Source organism: Blautia wexlerae DSM 19850, assembly GCF_025148125.1.
Lineage (GTDB): Bacteria > Bacillota > Clostridia > Lachnospirales > Lachnospiraceae > Blautia_A > Blautia_A wexlerae.
In genome coordinates, this window is sequence record NZ_CP102267.1 from 3,615,069 (window position 1) to 3,634,750 (window position 19,682).

At 38.7% G+C, this 19,682-nt stretch carries 18 protein-coding genes; 5 read left to right on the forward strand and 13 right to left on the reverse strand.

Annotation, left to right across the window (positions count from 1 at the left end; genetic code table 11):
• Window positions 1-16: 16 nt before the first annotated feature.
• Both NQ550_RS16800 and NQ550_RS16805 read right to left on the reverse strand, forming a co-directional pair.
• Complete coding sequence (locus NQ550_RS16800; protein WP_025578091.1) at window positions 17-1,498, reverse strand: sensor histidine kinase; 1,482 nt, start codon at window positions 1,496-1,498, stop codon at window positions 17-19.
• Window positions 1,495-2,514 carry a sugar ABC transporter substrate-binding protein gene (locus NQ550_RS16805; RefSeq protein WP_008706543.1) on the reverse strand — a complete coding sequence of 340 codons (1,020 nt, stop codon included), beginning with the start codon at window positions 2,512-2,514 and terminating at the stop codon, window positions 1,495-1,497. Before NQ550_RS16805 ends, NQ550_RS16800 begins: the two co-directional genes overlap by 4 nt.
• Window positions 2,515-2,741: 227 nt before the next feature.
• Here NQ550_RS16805 and NQ550_RS16810 point away from each other — a divergent pair, with 227 nt between their 5' ends.
• The 5 genes from NQ550_RS16810 (at window position 2,742) to NQ550_RS16830 (ending at window position 7,289) form a co-directional block, all read left to right on the forward strand.
• A complete protein-coding gene (locus tag NQ550_RS16810) occupies window positions 2,742-3,458 on the forward strand; it encodes a polysaccharide deacetylase family protein (RefSeq protein ID WP_243282982.1) in 717 nt (238 codons plus the stop codon).
• 124 nt (window positions 3,459-3,582) lie between these two features.
• Window positions 3,583-4,290 (forward strand): YesL family protein, encoded by a 708-nt coding sequence (locus NQ550_RS16815; protein WP_020993606.1) that lies wholly within the window; start codon window positions 3,583-3,585, stop codon window positions 4,288-4,290.
• Window positions 4,287-5,213, forward strand: a complete 927-nt coding sequence (gene mnmL, locus NQ550_RS16820; RefSeq protein ID WP_008706535.1) for a tRNA modification radical SAM protein MnmL/YtqA — start codon at window positions 4,287-4,289, stop codon at window positions 5,211-5,213. Before NQ550_RS16815 ends, mnmL begins: the two co-directional genes overlap by 4 nt.
• A gap of 36 nt (window positions 5,214-5,249) precedes the next feature.
• A complete protein-coding gene (locus NQ550_RS16825; RefSeq protein ID WP_008706534.1) occupies window positions 5,250-5,762 on the forward strand; it encodes a DUF4364 family protein in 513 nt (170 codons plus the stop codon).
• A 201-nt stretch (window positions 5,763-5,963) separates the two neighbouring features.
• Window positions 5,964-7,289, forward strand: a complete 1,326-nt coding sequence (locus NQ550_RS16830) for a replication-associated recombination protein A (RefSeq protein ID WP_025578088.1) — start codon at window positions 5,964-5,966, stop codon at window positions 7,287-7,289.
• A gap of 156 nt (window positions 7,290-7,445) precedes the next feature.
• On the opposite strand, the gene NQ550_RS16835 is transcribed toward NQ550_RS16830, so the two are convergent.
• The 11 genes from NQ550_RS16835 to NQ550_RS16885 form a co-directional block, all read right to left on the reverse strand.
• Entirely contained in the window at window positions 7,446-8,351 is a 906-nt protein-coding gene (locus NQ550_RS16835) for a hypothetical protein (RefSeq protein ID WP_025578087.1), read from the reverse strand.
• A gap of 74 nt (window positions 8,352-8,425) precedes the next feature.
• A complete protein-coding gene (locus NQ550_RS16840; protein ID WP_259838165.1) occupies window positions 8,426-8,551 on the reverse strand; it encodes a hypothetical protein in 126 nt (41 codons plus the stop codon).
• Between the two features lie 168 nt (window positions 8,552-8,719).
• Complete coding sequence (locus NQ550_RS16845) at window positions 8,720-9,313, reverse strand: hypothetical protein (protein WP_025578085.1); 594 nt, start codon at window positions 9,311-9,313, stop codon at window positions 8,720-8,722.
• The gene (locus tag NQ550_RS16850) at window positions 9,306-10,619 is read right to left on the reverse strand and encodes an AAA family ATPase (RefSeq protein WP_259838167.1); all 1,314 of its coding nucleotides are present in this window, start codon (window positions 10,617-10,619) and stop codon (window positions 9,306-9,308) included. Before NQ550_RS16850 ends, NQ550_RS16845 begins: the two co-directional genes overlap by 8 nt.
• Window positions 10,620-11,031: 412 nt before the next feature.
• A complete protein-coding gene (locus NQ550_RS16855; protein WP_025578081.1) occupies window positions 11,032-11,643 on the reverse strand; it encodes an AbiTii domain-containing protein in 612 nt (203 codons plus the stop codon).
• A gap of 12 nt (window positions 11,644-11,655) precedes the next feature.
• Complete coding sequence (locus NQ550_RS16860; RefSeq protein ID WP_025578080.1) at window positions 11,656-12,456, reverse strand: hypothetical protein; 801 nt, start codon at window positions 12,454-12,456, stop codon at window positions 11,656-11,658.
• Between the two features lie 26 nt (window positions 12,457-12,482).
• Window positions 12,483-13,970, reverse strand: a complete 1,488-nt coding sequence (locus NQ550_RS16865; RefSeq protein WP_025578079.1) for a class I SAM-dependent DNA methyltransferase — start codon at window positions 13,968-13,970, stop codon at window positions 12,483-12,485.
• Window positions 13,967-15,079 (reverse strand): restriction endonuclease subunit S, encoded by a 1,113-nt coding sequence (locus tag NQ550_RS16870; RefSeq protein ID WP_025578078.1) that lies wholly within the window; start codon window positions 15,077-15,079, stop codon window positions 13,967-13,969. The genes NQ550_RS16865 and NQ550_RS16870 overlap by 4 nt, the downstream gene beginning before the upstream one ends.
• Complete coding sequence (locus NQ550_RS16875) at window positions 15,080-17,830, reverse strand: type I restriction endonuclease subunit R (protein WP_259838170.1); 2,751 nt, start codon at window positions 17,828-17,830, stop codon at window positions 15,080-15,082.
• Between the two features lie 497 nt (window positions 17,831-18,327).
• Window positions 18,328-18,951, reverse strand: coding sequence for a cytidylate kinase-like family protein (locus NQ550_RS16880; protein WP_025578074.1), 624 nt, complete (start codon window positions 18,949-18,951; stop codon window positions 18,328-18,330).
• Window positions 18,952-18,965: 14 nt separating this feature from the next.
• Window positions 18,966-19,676 (reverse strand): ABC transporter ATP-binding protein, encoded by a 711-nt coding sequence (locus tag NQ550_RS16885; protein ID WP_020993607.1) that lies wholly within the window; start codon window positions 19,674-19,676, stop codon window positions 18,966-18,968.
• Window positions 19,677-19,682 lie beyond the last annotated feature (6 nt).

Below are 19,682 nucleotides of genomic sequence, written 5' to 3' on the forward strand. Positions count from 1 at the left end.
TCCCATAATACTTCTCTTAGTTTTCATGCACAGGTATATAGATTACTGCTTCTGTGCCTTTTCCTTCACCTTCACTGTTAATCTCCATAAGCCCTGATTCCTCATAATAAAGTTCCAGACGACTGATCACATTATTCATACCGATTCCTGTAGAATCACCTTCTTCATTTCTGCGCTCTCTGTTTCCTGACAGAACACCCTCTATCTGTTCCTGCGTCATTCCCTTTCCATTATCTTTCACGCTGATACGTATATAATCTGCATCTCCTGTAACTGTGAGATGTATTTTTCCTTCCCATTCAATGTCACGTATTCCATGATTGACTGCATTTTCCACAACCGGCTGCAAGATCATACTTGGCATACGCACATTCTCCAGTGATTCATCCACCTCCTTGCTGAAATGGATATCTCCGGCGAACCGGACATTCAGAATATAAATATAGTTATCAACAGCCTCCAGTTCTTCTCCCAATGTGGCGTCTTCCTGTCCTTTTTTTACATTATAGCGAAAAAAATCCGCCATTTTCTCTACAAAAATCCCGGTCCGCTCTGCATCCTCCATCATTGCAAGCTGTGCTCCTGCATTCAGGGAATTAAACAGAAAGTGCGGATTGATCTGTGACTGAAGATATTTCAGCTGTGCTTCTTTCAGATGATTTTCCATAAGAAGCTCCCTCTCCATCATCTGCTGCTCTTTCTCCATACTTGCTTTCGTCCTTGCCATATACAGATCAAGATTCTCTACCATTGTATTAAACGCTCTGGTTACTGTTCCCAGTTCATCCTGTGCATCTGTATCGTGCATCTTTACATGGAAATTTCCCTGACCTACCAGTTGTGCTGTCTCTGCCATATTGGAAAGGGGAACAAACATATTTCTGGTGGCCTGGATGAGCAGAAGCATTCCACCGGCTACAATTATGATCATAATAACTGAATTGCTTATCTCCAGATATCTCATCACTGCACGAAGTACTGCATAAGTACTGGAGTTCTCCTGAAACATCAGGTTATTCAGTTCGTCAATAGATGACTGGATATATCTGTAAAGCTTTGTTGCATCATCATATTTACGCTTATACTGCTCAACGTTCCTTCCTCGTTTGGCAGATACCGTTTCCGCAGTACAGTCCAGATATGTTTCCGACATTTTCCGGATATTCCGTTCCAGAAGCTTTACGGGATCATTGATATTATCTTCATTAAGTTTCTCAAGTTCATTTCTGTATTTTGCCTCATTCTGATAATAATCAAGAAGTGTCTGAGAACTCTTAACCTTAAGATACTTATACATATTATCCTGTACCTTCTCAAATACCTGTGAAAGTTCGGTAAGCTCTGCATTACTGGCATAAACATTATCCATCTTTTGCATGGAATTATTGATCCGCACATAAAAAAGCATATTCATGGCAAAAAGAAGGACTGCGATCATACCCACCTCTATAACGATTTTACTGACCAGTGAAAAATCTTTCCAGCGCAGCTGCTTCATCCGGACACCCCCTTCCTTCTCATTTCCCGTACTACATCCTTGTCCAGAAAATTAATATCCACATTATAATAAGAATTGGTCCTTCCATCTTTCTGATATGCTGTCAGAGCCTCTATACTGTATCTGCCAAGCTGCTCTGTATCCACATCACAGGTAACAGAGATTACTCCCTTTTCCACTGCTGTAAGAATATCTTCGGAACTGTAATATCCTATGATTGTAACCTTTCCTGCAAGATTAAAGTCCAGCACTGCCTGACGTGCACATTCTGTAGTCTCTTCATCCATACACACAAGAATATCGGGTACTTTATCTCTCTGCTGAAAAATATCTGTTACCGCTTCTTCTGTCTCAAAGGTTCCAGTTAAGCGAAGATTTTTTCCTGTTATCTGGATATTTTGCAAAGAGCCTGCCTTTGCCTGGGCTGCATTGCTGATCTGTGTATATATCTGGCTCTGGTTCATATCATCAATATTTTTCTTCAACAGAATAAGAATACTTTCCGTATCCTCAGTCACATATTCCGCTACCTTTTCGCCATAGACACTTCCAAGCTGATAATCACTGACACCCACGAAACTCTGACGCTTGCTGTGAACTGCATCTCCCATTACAGTAACAACCGGAATTCCTTTCTGAACAGCCTCATTTATCTTCTCTTCCAGGCCCTGTTCCCCACTGTACTGCAGGATAATCCCATCTGAATTTGAAGCAATACTCATATTCATATAATCAAGCTTACTGTAATCGCTCTCTCTTCCACTGCCTCTCAGTTCAAGAATTGCATCATTCTTCTGCGCCCATTCCTGTGCACAATCATAAACCGCTTGCCAGAAAGAAGAATTCGGACTGTCTACGATCATATCGTATTTATATTTACACATCACCTCATTCTTCTCTTCCAGACTACTCCCCCCGGACAGTCCCTCACAATAAGACTCTCCTATCATATAAAAAAGCACTAAAATGCCTGCCAGTGCAAAGAAAACCAGCAGTTTTGTCCGTTTCTTTTTCATCTCAATCTCCGTAAATTCTTTCTTCTATATTTTGCAGAATCTATTATACAATAAATCGGTATGAATTGCTTTCTTTTTTTCATATACTGTAATGATTACATCTGCCACCTGCTGTTTCTTTCGTTCTGACACAGATATTCATACTCTGTGTTCCGGAATCAGAAAGATATTTTTATGAGGAGTATCTTTGCATGAAGCGGACTTTAATATTTTTTGAAATATTATGCATGATTTTTTTTCTGCTCTTTTCTTCTGTTTACAGACGCACACAGTTCCTTACTTCACTGGCAGGTCCCGGTATGCTTTCCCTTGTAAAACAGGCATCTGCAAAAGCTACAGCTTCTGAGAATTTTTCAACTGACACCACCGCCGGGCTTCCCGTCGAAGAACCTCCCAGAATCGCACTGACCTTCGATGACGGTCCTAATGCCCGGTATACCCCCATGCTTCTGGATGGATTAAAAAAAAGAAACATCAGGGCATCTTTCTTTCTGATAGGCGAGAACATTGAAGGAAACGAAGACATACTCCTGCAAATGCGAAAAGACGGACATCTTATCGGAAATCACACCTGGGATCATGTACAGCTTGACAAGATACCGGCGGAGAAAGCCAGACTGGAAATTGAAAAAACAAATAACAGAATCTATGAAGCTTCCGGAATTTACCCTTCTTATGTACGACCGCCTTTCGGCGCATGGATCAAGGATATGGAACTTTCTGTCACCATGCTTCCCGTATTCTGGGATGTAGACACCCTGGACTGGAAAAGCAAAAACATCGATTCTATCCTGTCTATCGCCCAGAAACAGGTTCATGACGGTTCTATCATCCTGATGCATGACGGCTATCAGACATCTGTGGATGCAGCCCTGAAAATCGCTGATCTTTTTACTGAAAAAGGCTATGTTTTTGTCACTGCAGACCAGCTCCTGCTCACATAAAAGATTTGCTTTTTCCTGCCTGATTCGTTATACTGTTATACAAAGCTTGTACAGATTTCTCTGTAGCAGGATTATCCGCAGAGTATGCTGTACATCATTATATACAAAAGGAGTAATTAAACGAATGGACAGACTATTTAACATGGACAACAAATTCTTCACCGTCATGGGACGCGTGGCTGATCTTATTATGCTTAATGTGGTCTTTCTGATCTGTTGTCTGCCAATCGTGACTATTGGTGCGTCACTGACTGCACTCCACTATGTCACACTGAAAATGGCACGTAACGAAGAATCTTATATTATCAGAAGCTTCTTCAAATCCTTTAAGCAGAACTTCAAACAGGCAACTGTCATCAATCTTATCATGCTTGCAGTTGCAGCTATCCTTTACATGGATCTGCGTATTGTAGGCAATATCGACGGAACAATGTCTCAGGTACTGTATATCGTTTTCTTTGCATTTGGTATCCTTTATATGATGGTATTTCTGTATATTTATCCGGTGCTTGCCAAATTCTACAACTCCATCAAAAACACCTTCCGCAATGCATTCCTGATGGCTATCCGTCATCTTCCGTATACAGTCCTGATGGCAGTCATCACTCTGTTACCTGCAGGCGTGTTTTTTATTAAAAGTTTCCGCATACAGTCCATGGCCATCATGCTCCTGTGCATGTTTGGATTTGCACTGGAGGCATTTATCAACGGACATTTTCTGGTAAAGATTTTTGATAATTATATTCCGGCAGATGCAGATACCCAGGATACAGACCTTCAGAACGGAAACTCTGCTGAAACTTCATCAGCAGAAAATGATCACACAGTATGACCAAATGGGGAGAGAAACCATACCACTCTCTGGACTATATGCTGAGAGAGCGGTTTGGAGAAAAGGTTTATAAGGTCACGCTAAATGGCGGCATGTCCTGTCCCAACAGGGACGGTAAGATAGGAACCCGCGGCTGCATCTTCTGCAGCGCAGGAGGAAGCGGAGATTTCGCTGCAGATGCCGCACTTTCCATCACTGACCAGATAGAAAGCCAGATCAGTATCCTTTCACAGAAACGTCCGATTCATAAATATATTGCCTATTTCCAGGCGTACACAAATACCTACGCACCTGTGGAATATCTGGAAAAAATTTTTACAGAAGCAATCTCTCATCCAAAGATAGTTGCTCTTTCCATCGGCACCAGACCAGACTGCCTCAGTCCTGAGATCGTGACACTTTTGTCCCGGTTAAATAAACATAAACCTGTCTGGATTGAACTTGGACTTCAGACGATCCATGAGTCCACTGCCAGGTATATCCGAAGGGGATATCCTCTCTGCGTTTTTGATGATGCCGTAAAACGCCTGCGAAAAGAAAATATCGAAGTAATCGTGCATACAATCCTCGGATTGCCCGGTGAAAACACAGCAGATATTCTGGAAACTATGGAATACCTCAACCATATGGATATTCAGGGAATCAAACTGCAGTTACTTCATGTGCTTCGCGGCACTGATCTGGCAGCAGATTACGAGAAAGGACTGTTTCAGACTTACGAACGGGATGAATACATCTCTCTCCTTATAAACTGTCTGGAACATCTCAGACCGGATATGGTTATACACCGCATCACAGGCGACGGCCCCAAAGATCTGCTGATCGCACCACTGTGGGCAAGCCGTAAACGTGAGGTATTAAATATGCTGCATCACAGGATGAAAGAAGAACAAAGCTACCAGGGAAGACTGTTTTCACACTAAAAGATTCTCTGCTACTCTATGCAAAGGAGGGATAAAATGGCAACACCATTCACAGTTTACAAATTAATCGTGTTATACATGCTTCAGAATACCGAAAATACCCTGACAAATTCGCAGATTTCAGAATTTATCCTGGACCGGGAATATACAAACTATTTCCATCTCCAGCAGGCAATCTCAGAACTGGTAGAAGCAGAACTAATCACCATGGACACCCGTTCCAATGTCTCCCATTACCGGATTACCGAAGATGGCATAAAGACTCTCTCCTTTTTCCAGAAAGATCTCTCTCCTGAGATCAAACAGGAAGTCAGGGAATACCTGAAATCCACCGGCTTCAAAGCCCAGGAGCGAATCGTCACTCCTGCCGATTATTACATCACCAAACAGGGAACCTATTCTGTAAGATGCCAGCTCATCGAAAAGGGCAACTCCCTCATCGACCTGAACATCGCAGCTCCTAACCTTGAGGCAGCACAGTCGATCTGTAAAAAATGGTCCACACATTACCAGGAAATATACGGTAAAATAATGGAAGAGCTCTTATAATGCTCTTCCTTTTTATTTCCTAATCTTTACAAAAAAACAGGGATACGTTATACTAAAACAAATATACGTTCTATAGCACTCCTCGTAAATAATGTATATTGATTAAGAGACTTGCTATAATTTGTCAGAAATGCTTTATGTTACTATAAACACGAAATGAAATGTGACTGTTTTATCATCATATTCTATGGAGAAAAAACTATGGATTTATTTGAATACGCCAAATCAAAAACCCTGGACCAGGAATCCCCTCTGGCATCCAGACTACGCCCCACAACTCTGGATGAAGTTGTAGGACAGCAACACATCATCGGAAAAAACACCTTATTATACAGGGCTATCAAAGCTGACAAACTGACCTCCGTCATCTTCTACGGCCCTCCCGGAACCGGCAAGACCACCCTGGCAAAAGTAATCGCCAACACTACCAGTGCAGAATTCACCCAGATCAACGCCACTGTAGCAGGCAAAAAAGATATGGAAGCAGTTGTAAAAGAAGCCCAGCAAAACCTGGGTATGTACGGCAAAAAAACAATCCTCTTCATAGACGAGATCCACCGCTTCAACAAAGGCCAGCAGGACTATCTCCTCCCATTCGTAGAAGACGGAACCATCATCCTCATCGGTGCCACAACAGAGAATCCATACTTCGAAGTCAACGCTGCTTTAATCTCCCGTTCCATCATCTTCGAACTGAAATCCCTGGAGATCTCCGAAGTCAAAGAACTTATCCTTCGCGCAGTCAACGACAAAACAAAAGGAATGGGAAACTATAAAGCCCGGATAGATGAAGACGCCCTCGACTTCCTTGCAGACATGGCAGGCGGCGACGCCAGAAATGCCCTCAATGCCATCGAACTGGGCATCCTCACTACCCCCCGTAGCGAAGACGGTCTCATCCACATCACCCTGGATGTGGCATCTCAGTGCATCCAGAAACGCGTCGTCCGCTACGATAAAAACGGAGACAACCACTACGACATCATCTCCGCCTTCATCAAAAGCATGCGTGGCTCAGACCCTGACGCAGCAGTCTACTACCTTGCAAAAATGCTCTACGCCGGAGAAGACGTCAAATTCATAGCCCGAAGAATCATGATCCTGGCCTCCGAAGATATCGGAAACGCCGATCCCCAGGCCCTCTGCGTAGCAGTCGCCGCAGCCCAGGCAGTAGAACGGGTAGGAATGCCCGAATCCCAGATCATCCTCTCCCAGGCAGTCACCTACATGGCCTGCGCTCCCAAAAGCAACTCCGCAGTCAACGCCATCTTCGCTGCCATGGATTCCGTCAAACACACAAAGACCACAGTCCCGCCACACCTCCAGGACGCCCACTACGGCGGCCACGAAAAACTTGGCCACGGCATCGGCTACAAATACGCCCACGACTACCCAAACCACTACGTAGACCAACAATACCTCCCCACCGAAATCCAGGGAGAACACTTCTACGAACTAAGCGACATGGGGTATGAAAAAACACTCAAAGAATACCAGAACAAAATCAAATCCTTTTCAATGAATTAACAATTTAATCCGTTTCAATTAAAATTCATGCTAATAAAGCTCGCCACACTTAGTCTCATTTCAGCAATACTAAGCGTGGCGGAACTTTTTTATTCCAATCCCCGATGTTTATTTCTACTATTCATCTCAGCATAGCTTGGGAATCAAATCTTTCATTTAATCATTTTTCTTTATGATTTCTAAATTTTTAAACATATTTGCTATATTCTTCTTCCAATTTTTTGTATGGTCAATTTTTCCAATAATTCTTTTTTCATCGATCAATTCTTTTTTGGTCTTTTGACTCATTTCCTCCCAATTATTTTTTTGAATAATATATGTTGCATTTCCATAAAAAGCAGATTCAAACACACAATAATTTTCAAATAAATATGCATAATATCCTTTAAATCCATTAATTCCTTCTACACTGGTTACGAAATTATACATCTCAATATAATTTAATCTCGCAATATTATATGTGTCTGTCCTTTGATTTATTGATTCTACCTGTTTTTCAACATGCTTACTCGGCATTTCTCCTGGTGGAAGTATTTCCCAGTTACATCTTCTCCTCTTGGACGTTTTTTCAACTTGAATCACATCATCATAAATATAACATATCCCATATATTTCAAGCATTAAATTAATTGCTTCTTTCAAATACTTCTTTCTTATTTCATCTGTCATATTTATAATAACGAACTGTTGCTTACTCTCATCTTCATACAGCTGTAGTTCTATTCCATATGCTGCAACTTCAACTTTAGGATAGCATTTCTTATATACATCAACCGCAACCTTTGAAGCATTGGTATTGCCAAATGGATAAATCCAATTTGTTGAAACATAACGGCGTTCTTTAGGTTTTGTTTTATCTGCGTATGTACATCCATAAGCATTTTTTCTACTATAAATTCCAAATCTTCCCGAGGGTAACACTGTATCACCTACTTCTGCTAACCCCACTTTTTTTGCCTCATTTTCTATTACTACAACGCCTAATTGTATTTTATTTATATCATACGTTTTTGGTATAGATAATTTATTGATTCTTTTACCTAAAATGCAGTACTGTGCCATATCGCTTTCTCCTTTGAAATAATAATAGAGCCCTTTTAAGACATACTCAGGTCTGTAATTATGGACTATTTAAGTTAATGGTACTTTGCTTTGTGATTAGCTAAAGTTTTTCCAGCATTGCTTTTTATATTTTTACCAGTTGACTTACTAGCCAATTTTCTAGCTGCACTACCAACTTTTCCGCCATGATGTACTGCCATATCCTAATACCTCCTTTGCAAAATCTCCTTGCAGAAAAAGGTGTTCTTTGTTATTATTAATTTGCGAAAAAAATAAGCCCAAAGACCTTCTTTGGCAAGGGAATCAGTCAGAGTTAACCTCTGGCTTTTTCTATGTAAAGAGCTATGCTCTTACATACCAATCAATATTTAATTTTTGTCTACCCCAAGAGCCTTATATAAGGGATTTAACTGGTCTTTTACCGCATCTGCAATCTTTTCGATGTCCAAACGCCCTATCATACCATTACTCTTAATTCCCTTATAATAAACTTTATTGGCCTGTTTATATAAACGTTGAAGCTTATCATATCCATTCTTACCAGATACTTTAGTATTTTTTCCTAGCCTTAGAAATCCCAAAATACCTTCAATGTCATATAGAAACCAATCTTCAATGGACCGCTTCGCCTGTATGTGTATAATATTGCCAGCTCCATTCGCTTTAAGCTCTTTTTTGATTTCACCCCACTTTATCGGTGGCTTAGAAGCAAAATCAAATACATCAGTATCACTACATAGAACAATTGTAAATTCACAATCATCATCAAATTTAGTTTTAATTTCTTTTGTAAATTTTCTGAGCGCAATACTTTTAAAACCTCCAACGCCTCCTACATTTCTATATTCAATATTCGTATCAAATCTTCCCGCAGGATGCAATTTTCTGGCATTAGCAACTACCTGTTTGTAAAATTCAACCTCTGTATCACCCTCTACAAAAAGTACAAGGCATTTACTCATCGGTATCACACTCCAAATAATCACTTATATTGCTCTCTGAATCTGCAAGCATTGAAAACAGATAATCTCCTATACTCATATCAAAGCCAGCAGCATCATTTTCCAACTGTTTCTGTCCAGATTTCTTAAACGAAAAAAACTCAGCAACTCCAGCTTGCCTATTCACGCCAACATGAATCCAAGAAGGATTTAAGTAGCTAATAATATACGGCGAATGACTTGTTATGATGACTTTACAATCATCTAACAATTGGCTGATAATCTGGATGTATGCTTGGAACAAACCTGGATGTACAGAATTTTCTGGTTCCTCAATTGCTATCAGTGAAATATTGCTAACGCTAGATACAATTATCTTGGTTAAAATCATAAAAACTCTCTTTGCTCCATCCGACATTATTGAAAAGTTTACTGGATTCGCCAAATTCTTTTCCTTGACAAATAATACATGATAATTGTTTGAAAAAACAAACGGAAGATTTTCTGTAAGTTCCTCATTATTTGTTAAGCCATTAATTTTGAATTGCTTAACAATAACATCCTCAATGTCAGGAAATAACTGAAAATAAACATCCTTTAATAATTCAAATTTATCCGGATTCTGCTCTTTCAAGTTATAAATAATTCGTGGCAAATTATCTGCATTTATCATCTCATTCTCAAAACCTTTTCGAATAATAGGATCTGGCTGATAAAAACTCTTTGCATCCAGATTGTTCTCCATATATATCTTCATTCCATTAAGCTTTGTAATAATCTGAGCATAATATAGCTCGTCAAAAGCTTTTAATTTATTAGCAATCAATTCAGCTTCTTCAACTTTAATCTTAGATGAGCATCTTCCAGTCTCTGAACTTTTATACAGTGCTGTATCAGCAGTTCTATTAATTAACTGTGTAAACTTTTGTCCTTTTTTATTCAGTTTAACTTTCAAAAACTCTGATACTATTCTAGGTTCTTTATCCTCATTATCTTTCCACTCAAACTCGTACCCATACTGAATAATGTATTCCTCACCACTAATGTCCGTAGATACTTCCATCTCATATTTGTAATTTCTCCCAATCATATTACAATTTATAGGAATAAGATTGGAATTAGACATCATATCCTTTTTATCCTCTATAGAAGCCTTAATAAAATCCAATCCAAAATCAATACCTGAAAGTACATTTGATTTTCCAAAATTATTTAGAGCAACAAGTGCTGTAATATTATCAAACGATATTCTTACATTTGATAAATTCTTAAATCCATCAATTAAAACAGCTTGTATTTTCATATCAACATAACCTTCCTTCACCATCTCACACATATAATATCACCTTTTTTATTTTTGTGCAATATTTATTTTCTTTTTATTTTAAATAATACAGTATATTCATTGTTTTTAACATATATACGTAATATTTTATTTCATTTTATTGTTATTCTCTATTGAATCAATCTCATTTAGATACAATATTATTATTTCCGTCAGTCATCATTTTTTATAAAAAAAGAGCGTATGACTCATTATGAGACATATGCTCCCTGTCTTAGAACTAACTTTTACTAACAGACTCTCGTCTTCTATTTTCTTGCAGCCTACCACTTTTATTGGCTCCCTTTTGGCTCCCTTTTGGCTCCTTTTTAGATCCTTTTCAATTATTTTCTAATTTGTCCCTTTCAAAATATCTTATACACAATTGATCTTGACATAACTATAAATTTAGGTATTATCCCTGTTTCATTTCAATATCAGATACATCCGAATAAAAATTATTTGTATAATTATTAATTATTTTTATTTCTTGTGCTTTCTTTTTTTCTTTATCTGTAAAAGTCATTCCTTCACCAATAATTTCATTTTCCTCAAGAAACAACGCCCACTCTAATATTTTATTCCTTACTGTACTAAGTATTCGATATATCTCACTTCTAGATGTTTCGAAAACAAACCGTGTTTCAAATCCATCTGTTGATTGATTTAATAACGCATTCATTTTAGTATTAAGTGTAAATTGTATACTATTTTCATGTGATGTATAAATTTCCCGCAGCGCTGAAACTGATTGATTCAACGGAATTCTTGATGCAACTTCTCCCAGTTTAGGAGATAATATAACCGGAATCCAACCGCGGTATGGATTCCAGGCCTTATATTCTCCATTAATCATTCTGTAATCCAGTGCATTCCCTTTATACCCGTTTTGCTCATTATTAATCCACTCTTCGAATTCTTCCAATTTAAGTTTTCTAGCTACCAAATACGCTTTGCGCAACAATGATTCGACACTTGCTTGCTCATTCAGAGCTTCTTTCTCTAATTCAATTACAATCCCTTTCAACTACACACCTCCCTAAAACAGAGGAATTTGCGCTGCAATACCAGAAGCTATTAAACTACCACTTACACCTATTGCAAGATTTTTAAGTTCAGCTAACAATATTTTTACCTTGCTAGGATTTTCACGCTTTTCAATCAATTCCTCTAATTCTACTATTTTTCCCCTTAAATCTGATGCTTTATCTCCAAATTCATCATCAAGTAAGCTGTCATACTTTTTAATATTTTCAAGAATATCACTAATTGCTCCATAGTCAAAGTCCTGTGTTATAGACTGCGTTTGTGATGAGTTAACAGTTCCTTGCTGAATCTGAACTCCCGTAACATCACCATAAAAATGATTCGTATTATAATTTTGTTTTTCTTGCAAAATAGCACTCTCCTTCCTTTCAAAATAAGTTAACAAACCAGGCAATATTGTAATCTCCCAACATCCAGAAATATAGTATCCATAATTTGATATAAGACCATATTGTTTCAATTTTTCAAATTCTAAAGCTAAATCATTTTCTAAATATACTGGAATTTCAATATCATTATTGGTTACTCTATAATCATTTCTACAATATCCTTTGCATATCAATGATACTAATTCCTCTGCAGAATTATCTAAAATTCTTATATCACCTACTGTTGGCTGGCCACCAACAATAGAAGAAGCTCTTTCCCTTCTGGCATTTATTTTTGCTTGTCTTTCTGAATCTTGCCTTTGCTTATTAGCTAATTTCTTCTCTGCATAAATTTTCTTTTTAAATTGACGTTCTATTTCTTTTTGATGTTTTTCCAATGCTTTTTCTAATGAACTTTTTGCCATTTACACACCCCTTCACATCTGACTTACTATTTTTTTAATTGTGCCTGTAACTCCTGAAAGCTCTCCCAGGCACTCTGCAGATTCTCAATAATATCTACTGCAAGTTCATCCGGATCTGGTAAATTATCCAAATCAGCCAACGATTTATCCTTAATCCAGAATAAATCAAGGCTGGTCTTATCACGTTCCAAAATATCTTTCACGTCAAATCTGCGCCAACGTCCATCCGGATTATCCTCTGACCATGTTTCAGTACGTTCATAGCGATTTTCAGGATTATAGCATTTTACAAAATCTGCAAGATCTGCATCTGTCATCGGATGTTGTTTTAATGTAAAATGAATATTTGTACGGAAATCATATATCCATACTTCCTTAGTATGCATTTCGGCACTGGCAGGACGTTTATCAAAGAAAATGACATTTGCCTTTACTCCTGGTTTATAGAAAATACCTGTTGGCAGACGTAGAATTGTATGCATATCTGTTGTTTCAAGTAATTTCTTACGTATGATCTCACCTGCGCCGCCCTCAAACAGTACATTGTCCGGTACCACAACTGCTGCTTTACCAGTTGCCTTCAGAATAGTATTAATATGCTGTACAAAATTCAACTGTTTATTGGAACTGGTTGTCCAAAAATCCTGTCTATTATAAACAAGATCTTCTTCCTCCTGTTCGCCTTCCTCATTCGTAAAAGTGATAGCTGACTTCTTACCGAAAGGTGGATTTGTCAACACATAGTCCACGCGATAACCAGGATCCATCAACAATGCATCTCCCAATGCAATCGGCACATTTCCATAAATGTCACCAATATTATGTAGATATAGATTCATTAAGGCTGTTTTATAAGTAGCTGGAACAATCTCATTCCCATAAAAGGTTTCGTTTTTCAGAAATTCTTTCTGTTCTCTGTCCAGAGCATAATTTTTCGGGTTCGCAATAAATGTCTGTGCAGCTAGGAAAAATCCTCCGGATCCACAACAAGGATCTGCTATAGTTTTCATCGGCTCCGGATGCAGACATTCAACCATAGCATGTATTAGCGGACGAGGAGTAAAATACTGCCCAGCACCACTTTTAATATCTTCAGCATTTTTTTGTAACAATCCCTCATAGATTTCGCCCTTGACATCCGAGGACATTGCCACCCATCTCTCGTTATCAATCATCTGTACAACACAATATAAAATAGCCGCACTGCTGATTTTATTGGTTGCACCTTTGAAAATTTTACCAAGGATACCACCCTGTTCACCCAGCTTTTCTAAAGTTGCTTTATACTGTTCCTCCAGTTCAGTTCCCTTGAGCGTATGCATATCTGCCCAGGTAAATCCTTCCGGAATCCCGGTTTCTCTTTTATATGGTGGTCTGGAATATTCATCAGACATTTTTAAAAATATCAAATAGGTTAGCTGTTCCAGATAATCGCCATAAGAAACACCATCATCGCGAAGGGGATTGCACATTCCCCATACTTTTGAAACGATAGCAGAACTCTGTTCACTCATTCGCTGAATCCTCCTTTAAATGCTTTTTTCAAAATACTCTGTCGCATGACATTTGCTTCTGCCAGGGCATTGTCAACCATCCGCTCAATACTATCACATACAGAAAATTTTTCCTCAATTAATGCAACAATACAATTCTGCTGTTCAATATTAGGGAACGGAATATCAAATTGTTTTATATCACCAACATTTATATGAGGAGAACCCGTACCACCTTTAGTTGTAATTACGTGATTCGTCACCATTGGTGAATTGAGATAATACATTAAAAATTTATTATTTAATTTACTAGATGCTCGCAAAAGCATCATTCTCTGACCAAGGCAGGGCTCAATTCCATCTGGCATAATGCAAGCAATTCCGAGTATCGACCCTTCGCGACTATACAAAACATCTCCTGCTTTCGGAACAAGACGTTTGTTGCGACTATTAAACGTATCTTGCGAAACGTAGTTAGGCTCAGTCAAATCTAAAAATCCGCGTCTAAAATTTGTCGTTCTTAAGCATAAGTATCCACTCTCAACCCATTTAGGCGTTGAATGCGGGCAATCAACGATATCACTACAAACATCGCTAATTTTTGCTATTGGACACTCATAAACTGACATTGCCTCTTTTAGCACCGCCTGTCTATACGTCTCCAACTGTTGTTTGATAGTTTGCAACGTTTCCACTCCTTTATCCAGTTCTGAAAAGAGTTCTTCTATTCGGGAAACAATGCGCTGTTGTTCATTAATCGTTGGGATTGGCATTTCAATTTTTAGCAAATCTGATTTTGAAACGCTTGGTCTACCAGTAGATTTATCAAGCTTTTTAAAGTTATATGAAAGGCAAAAAAAATACAGAAACTTCGGTACTAAATCTTTGCCAGCAACTACACCAAAAGCTGTATCAATATTCCAAAATGGTTCCGTAACATATATAGGACGATCGATAGTTCCCTTTCTTCCGACAATAACCGTATTCGCAGGGCATAGATATTCATTTGCATGTCCGATAATTCCCCCGCTTCCGTAAATGAGATATTTTCCATTAATTGTTTCAACACTTTTTTGACTTTTACCGCTTACAATTGTCAAAATTTCTTTCCATGCTTTTTTCTTATACATTTATGCCACCAATTCTTCATTCATTTCTTGTAATATTTTTTCATATTCATCACCAAAAGCATCATAAAATCCCAATAATCCACCCTTCCGATCAAACGGTGTCAACTCCAAATCTTCCGGCAAAATACTGAGTGAAGCTACAATATGGTCTTTAATTAAACGCAACCAATCCATCTGTTCTTCTGTAAACTGAATATGCCCGGCATTCTTCTTAAACGTCCATTGCATAAAATTGTAATTCACTTTATCCGCAAATGACGTCAAAGTGTCTGCATATCCCATCTCAAATCGAATAATTGAAATTAAATCTGTAATCTGAGTCATTGCGCTTCTTTTTACCTTATCCGGCTGCTTTATAGCATAACAATCCCACAAACGCTCAACGGTAATTCCTTCTGATTTCAGTTTTTCATATAACTCCTTCAGTTTCTCAATGACCATTGGGCGTTCCTTATATGCCGCATCATAGATAATCCGCAGAGCAACAATCTCACCTTTATTTTCCTCAATAAATGTATGAAAACTGGAAATTACCTTATTTACATTCTTTTCCTGCTGTACATCAAATCCAGCAAAAATAACCGAATCCAAATTAACGCTGTCAATAATTTGATCATGATTTCGACGAACATTTTCAATATAATCGCGTATATCCGGATTGTGAAATGGTGCTACAGCCGCCTGCACCAGCTCTCTTTGCGCAACCTTTATCTGTTCTTCTGTTGGTTCAGATACACCTGTATTCTTCTGAGCCTGCTCAAAAATAATATCTGCATCAAATGCATTCAATAAACGTTCAGCCACGCACCCTGCTGTTGCTCCAACTTTTTCTTTAAACTGTTCTCGCTCAGCCTGTGTCATTTGACTATTCAGGCGAATCACACGATTTGCAAGAGAAGTCAAAGTATCTTTATCTTTCACTCCCAATGCCACATTCATCATAAGTTCTTTCATACTAACTGTAGGTTTACGCTCCAAAGGTCTGGTGTCCGATTTTCTTGACTTCGTAACCCCTACTGCATCCACAATAACAAAATGATCTTTATTTTCCGTAGCAGACGGGGTAACTTTCTGCAAATCTTCTTTACTAAGTACTCGAGTTCCTCTGCCTTTCATCTGTTCGAAATAATTCTTACTTTTTACATCTCTCATAAAAATCAGACATTCGATTGGCTTAACATCCGTTCCAGTTGCTATCATATCCACAGTGACCGCAATACGTGGATTATAATCATTTCTAAAAGAACTAAGTACAGATTCCGGATTATCTACAGCATAAGTTATTTTGCGACAAAAATCATTTCCTTCGCCAAACTCCTCACGTACAATCTGCACTATATCATCTGCATGGCTATCTGTTTTCGCAAAAATCAATGTTTTTGGCACTTCTTTTCTACGCGGAAATAACGTTGTAAACACATTTTCTTTAAAAGATCGAATTACTGTACGTATCTGACTTGGATTAACAATTTTCTTATCCAACTGTGACGGAACATAATCCACATCTTCATCCATTTGCCTCCATCGCTTAGCTCTGGATAAACGATCACGATATTCAATCATCTGTTTCATCAGATGTGCACCATTTTTTCCAACCTCCGTTTCTATCAGAAAAACATCTTCACCTACGTTCACACCATCTATAATTGCCTGTTCACGCGTATATTCACTGACTATATTTTCATTAAAGAAAGCAAAAGTCCGGTTATCAGGTGTTGCAGTTAATCCAATAATAAAAGCATCAAAATAAGTCAGCACCTGACTCCAGACATTATAGATAGAACGATGACATTCATCCACAATGATACAATCAAAAAACTCTGGTGGATATTTCTCATTATAAGCTACTTCTTTAGGAGCTTTGCTTTCAGCAGTTACATATTCAACAAACGGAGCTTCTTCTGCTGATTCATCCAATTCCTCTTCTTTAAGAATAGAGTACATTCTCTGTATCGTAGAAATACAAATCTGAACATCATTTGGCATATACGAAGATTTTAATCTACGTACACCATATATCTGCGAAAAAGACCTCGGGTCATCATTTGGTGTATACGCAAGAAATTCCCGCTCTGCCTGTTCCCCTAATCCTTTGGTATCCACCAAAAACAAAATACGTTTCATTTTTCCATATTTAAGCAATCGGTAAGCCGATGTAATTGCTGTAAATGTCTTTCCCGCCCCTGTTGCCATCTGCACTAGTGCCCTTGGACGATTATCCGCAAATGATTGATCCAGATTATTAATCGCATTAATTTGACATTTTCTGAATCCCTTTACATCTAAAAGTGGAAACTGCTTCATATTATTTCGAATCGTATCTGGCTGCTGAATCAAATCAAATAATGTCTCAGGCCGATGAAAAGAAAACACTGTCCTGGAACGATATTTAATATCCTTATAATCAGTAAAACGAATCAGTTTATCTGTTGCTTCATACGCAAACCGAATAGTATAATCATTCTTAACCCATTTGAACGTACTATTTGCATAACGCCCTGACTGCACCTCAACATCAGTAATTGACTGTCCTGCTTGGGATTGCTTCGCCTCAACTACTCCCACTGGCTTTCCATCCACAAATAAAGCATAGTCAACCTCACCTGTACTGGTAGGAAATTCACGAACCGCTACACCAAGAGAAGCTGTAAGATTCAATCTTTTCAAATCCTGTATCACCCATCCAGACTGACAAAGCTTATCATCAATCACACAACGTGCTTTTTCTTCCGGTGTCATATCCTTCTTCATCTCCCTTATACATATTCATCATCTATGTAGTACCTTACTCTCTATTAAAAATAAGTATATCATCACCCCACATACTTCGCAAGAACATACGATTTTTTATAATACTCTTTTTCTTTTCCCCCTCTATTATCCCGCCCAAGAAATAACCACTTACAACTCCCTCGCAGGGCATTTTGCCTCCGGCAAAATCCCCAGACATACATCTTTTTCCACGTCCAATAACCAGCGCAAACAAATAGTTTCTTTCGTGTGCATTTGCAGGATACTTAGATATTCTTAGGTATCAAAAATCCGCGTTATGAGAAGAAAAGTCCTTTGTCTGAGCGCAAGCGAGTAATCCAGACTTTTCTTCTCATGCTTTTAGCAGATTTTTGATGCCTTAGAATATCTTAGTATCCGAAACCGCACACGAAAGAAACTATTTGTCTGCGCGTCCCCCCACCCACGAAAAAAGCAGCCCCTTTCCCTTCCGAAAGAAACTGCTTTTTTTCATCCTTTTATTTAATTCCCATAACTTCCATCTGCGCCAGAATCGCATCCACACACTTCTCAAATCCCAGTTTTCCTGAATTCAGGCACAGATCATAATTTGTCGCATCACTCCAGTCCCCGCCTGCAAATTTACGATAATAATCCTGTTTTCTCTTATCATCTTTGCGAAGGAACTTCTCAATTTCCTCATCACCACCGCTGATCTTCTCTCTGGACTTCTCAACACGGAATTCCCATGGTGCATGAATAAATACTCTCAGTGTATTCGGTCTGTCTCTGAACACATAATTCACGCATCGTCCCACGATCACGCATGGCTCCTTCTCAGCCAGATCATTCACAACCTTTGCCTGATAATTAAAAATATTCTCATCAGAAATAAATCCCTTCTGATCCGGTGCGATCAGTGCCCCTTTATAAAGACCGGTCTTATTGAACAGTGACGCTTTTACTTTTGTCCCTTCTTCAACCTGACCAAATAACTTCACATCAATACCGCTCTCATCCGAAGCCATCTGAATGATCTCTTTACCATAAAAAGGAACTCCCAGTCTCTTAGCCAGCATCTGGCCAACTGTACGTCCGCCGCTTCCATACTGTCTCGCAATGGTAATTACAAAATTCTCCATAAAATCCCTCCTGTTTACTCTCCAAGATAAGCTTTCTGAACAGATTCATCATGAAGAAGATCACTTGCCTTACCTTCCAGTGTAATCCTTCCGGTCTCAAGGACATAAGCTCTATCAGCAATAGAAAGAGCCTTCTTCGCATTCTGCTCAACCAGAAGAACCGTTGTTCCACTCTCACTTACCTCTTTAATGATATCAAAAATCTCATTTACAAAGATCGGTGAAAGGCCCATGGACGGCTCGTCCATCAGAATGATCTTCGGCTGGCTCATCAGCGCACGTCCCATGGCGAGCATCTGCTGCTCACCACCACTTAAGGTACCTGCAGTCTGATTCTGACGTTCCTTCAGACGCGGAAAACGTTTATATACTTTCTCAATAGTCGCATCAATCTCATTTTTATCAGATCTTGTAAAAGCACCCATCTTCAGATTCTGAAGAACAGTCATATTTGCAAACACACGTCTTCCTTCCGGAACATGTGCCATACCCATTGTTACGATCTTGTGAGGCGGAACCTTTGTGATATCCTGTCCGTCATAAATAATATGTCCTGATTTTGCCCGGAGAAGCCCTGTCACTGTATGCAGGGTAGTAGTCTTACCGGCACCATTGGCACCGATCAGAGCAATAACTTCACCTTCATTTACAGAGAAAGAAACACCCTTCAATGCCTGAATCATTCCATAATAAACCTGTATGTCCTGTACTTCCAGTAATGCCATCTGTCT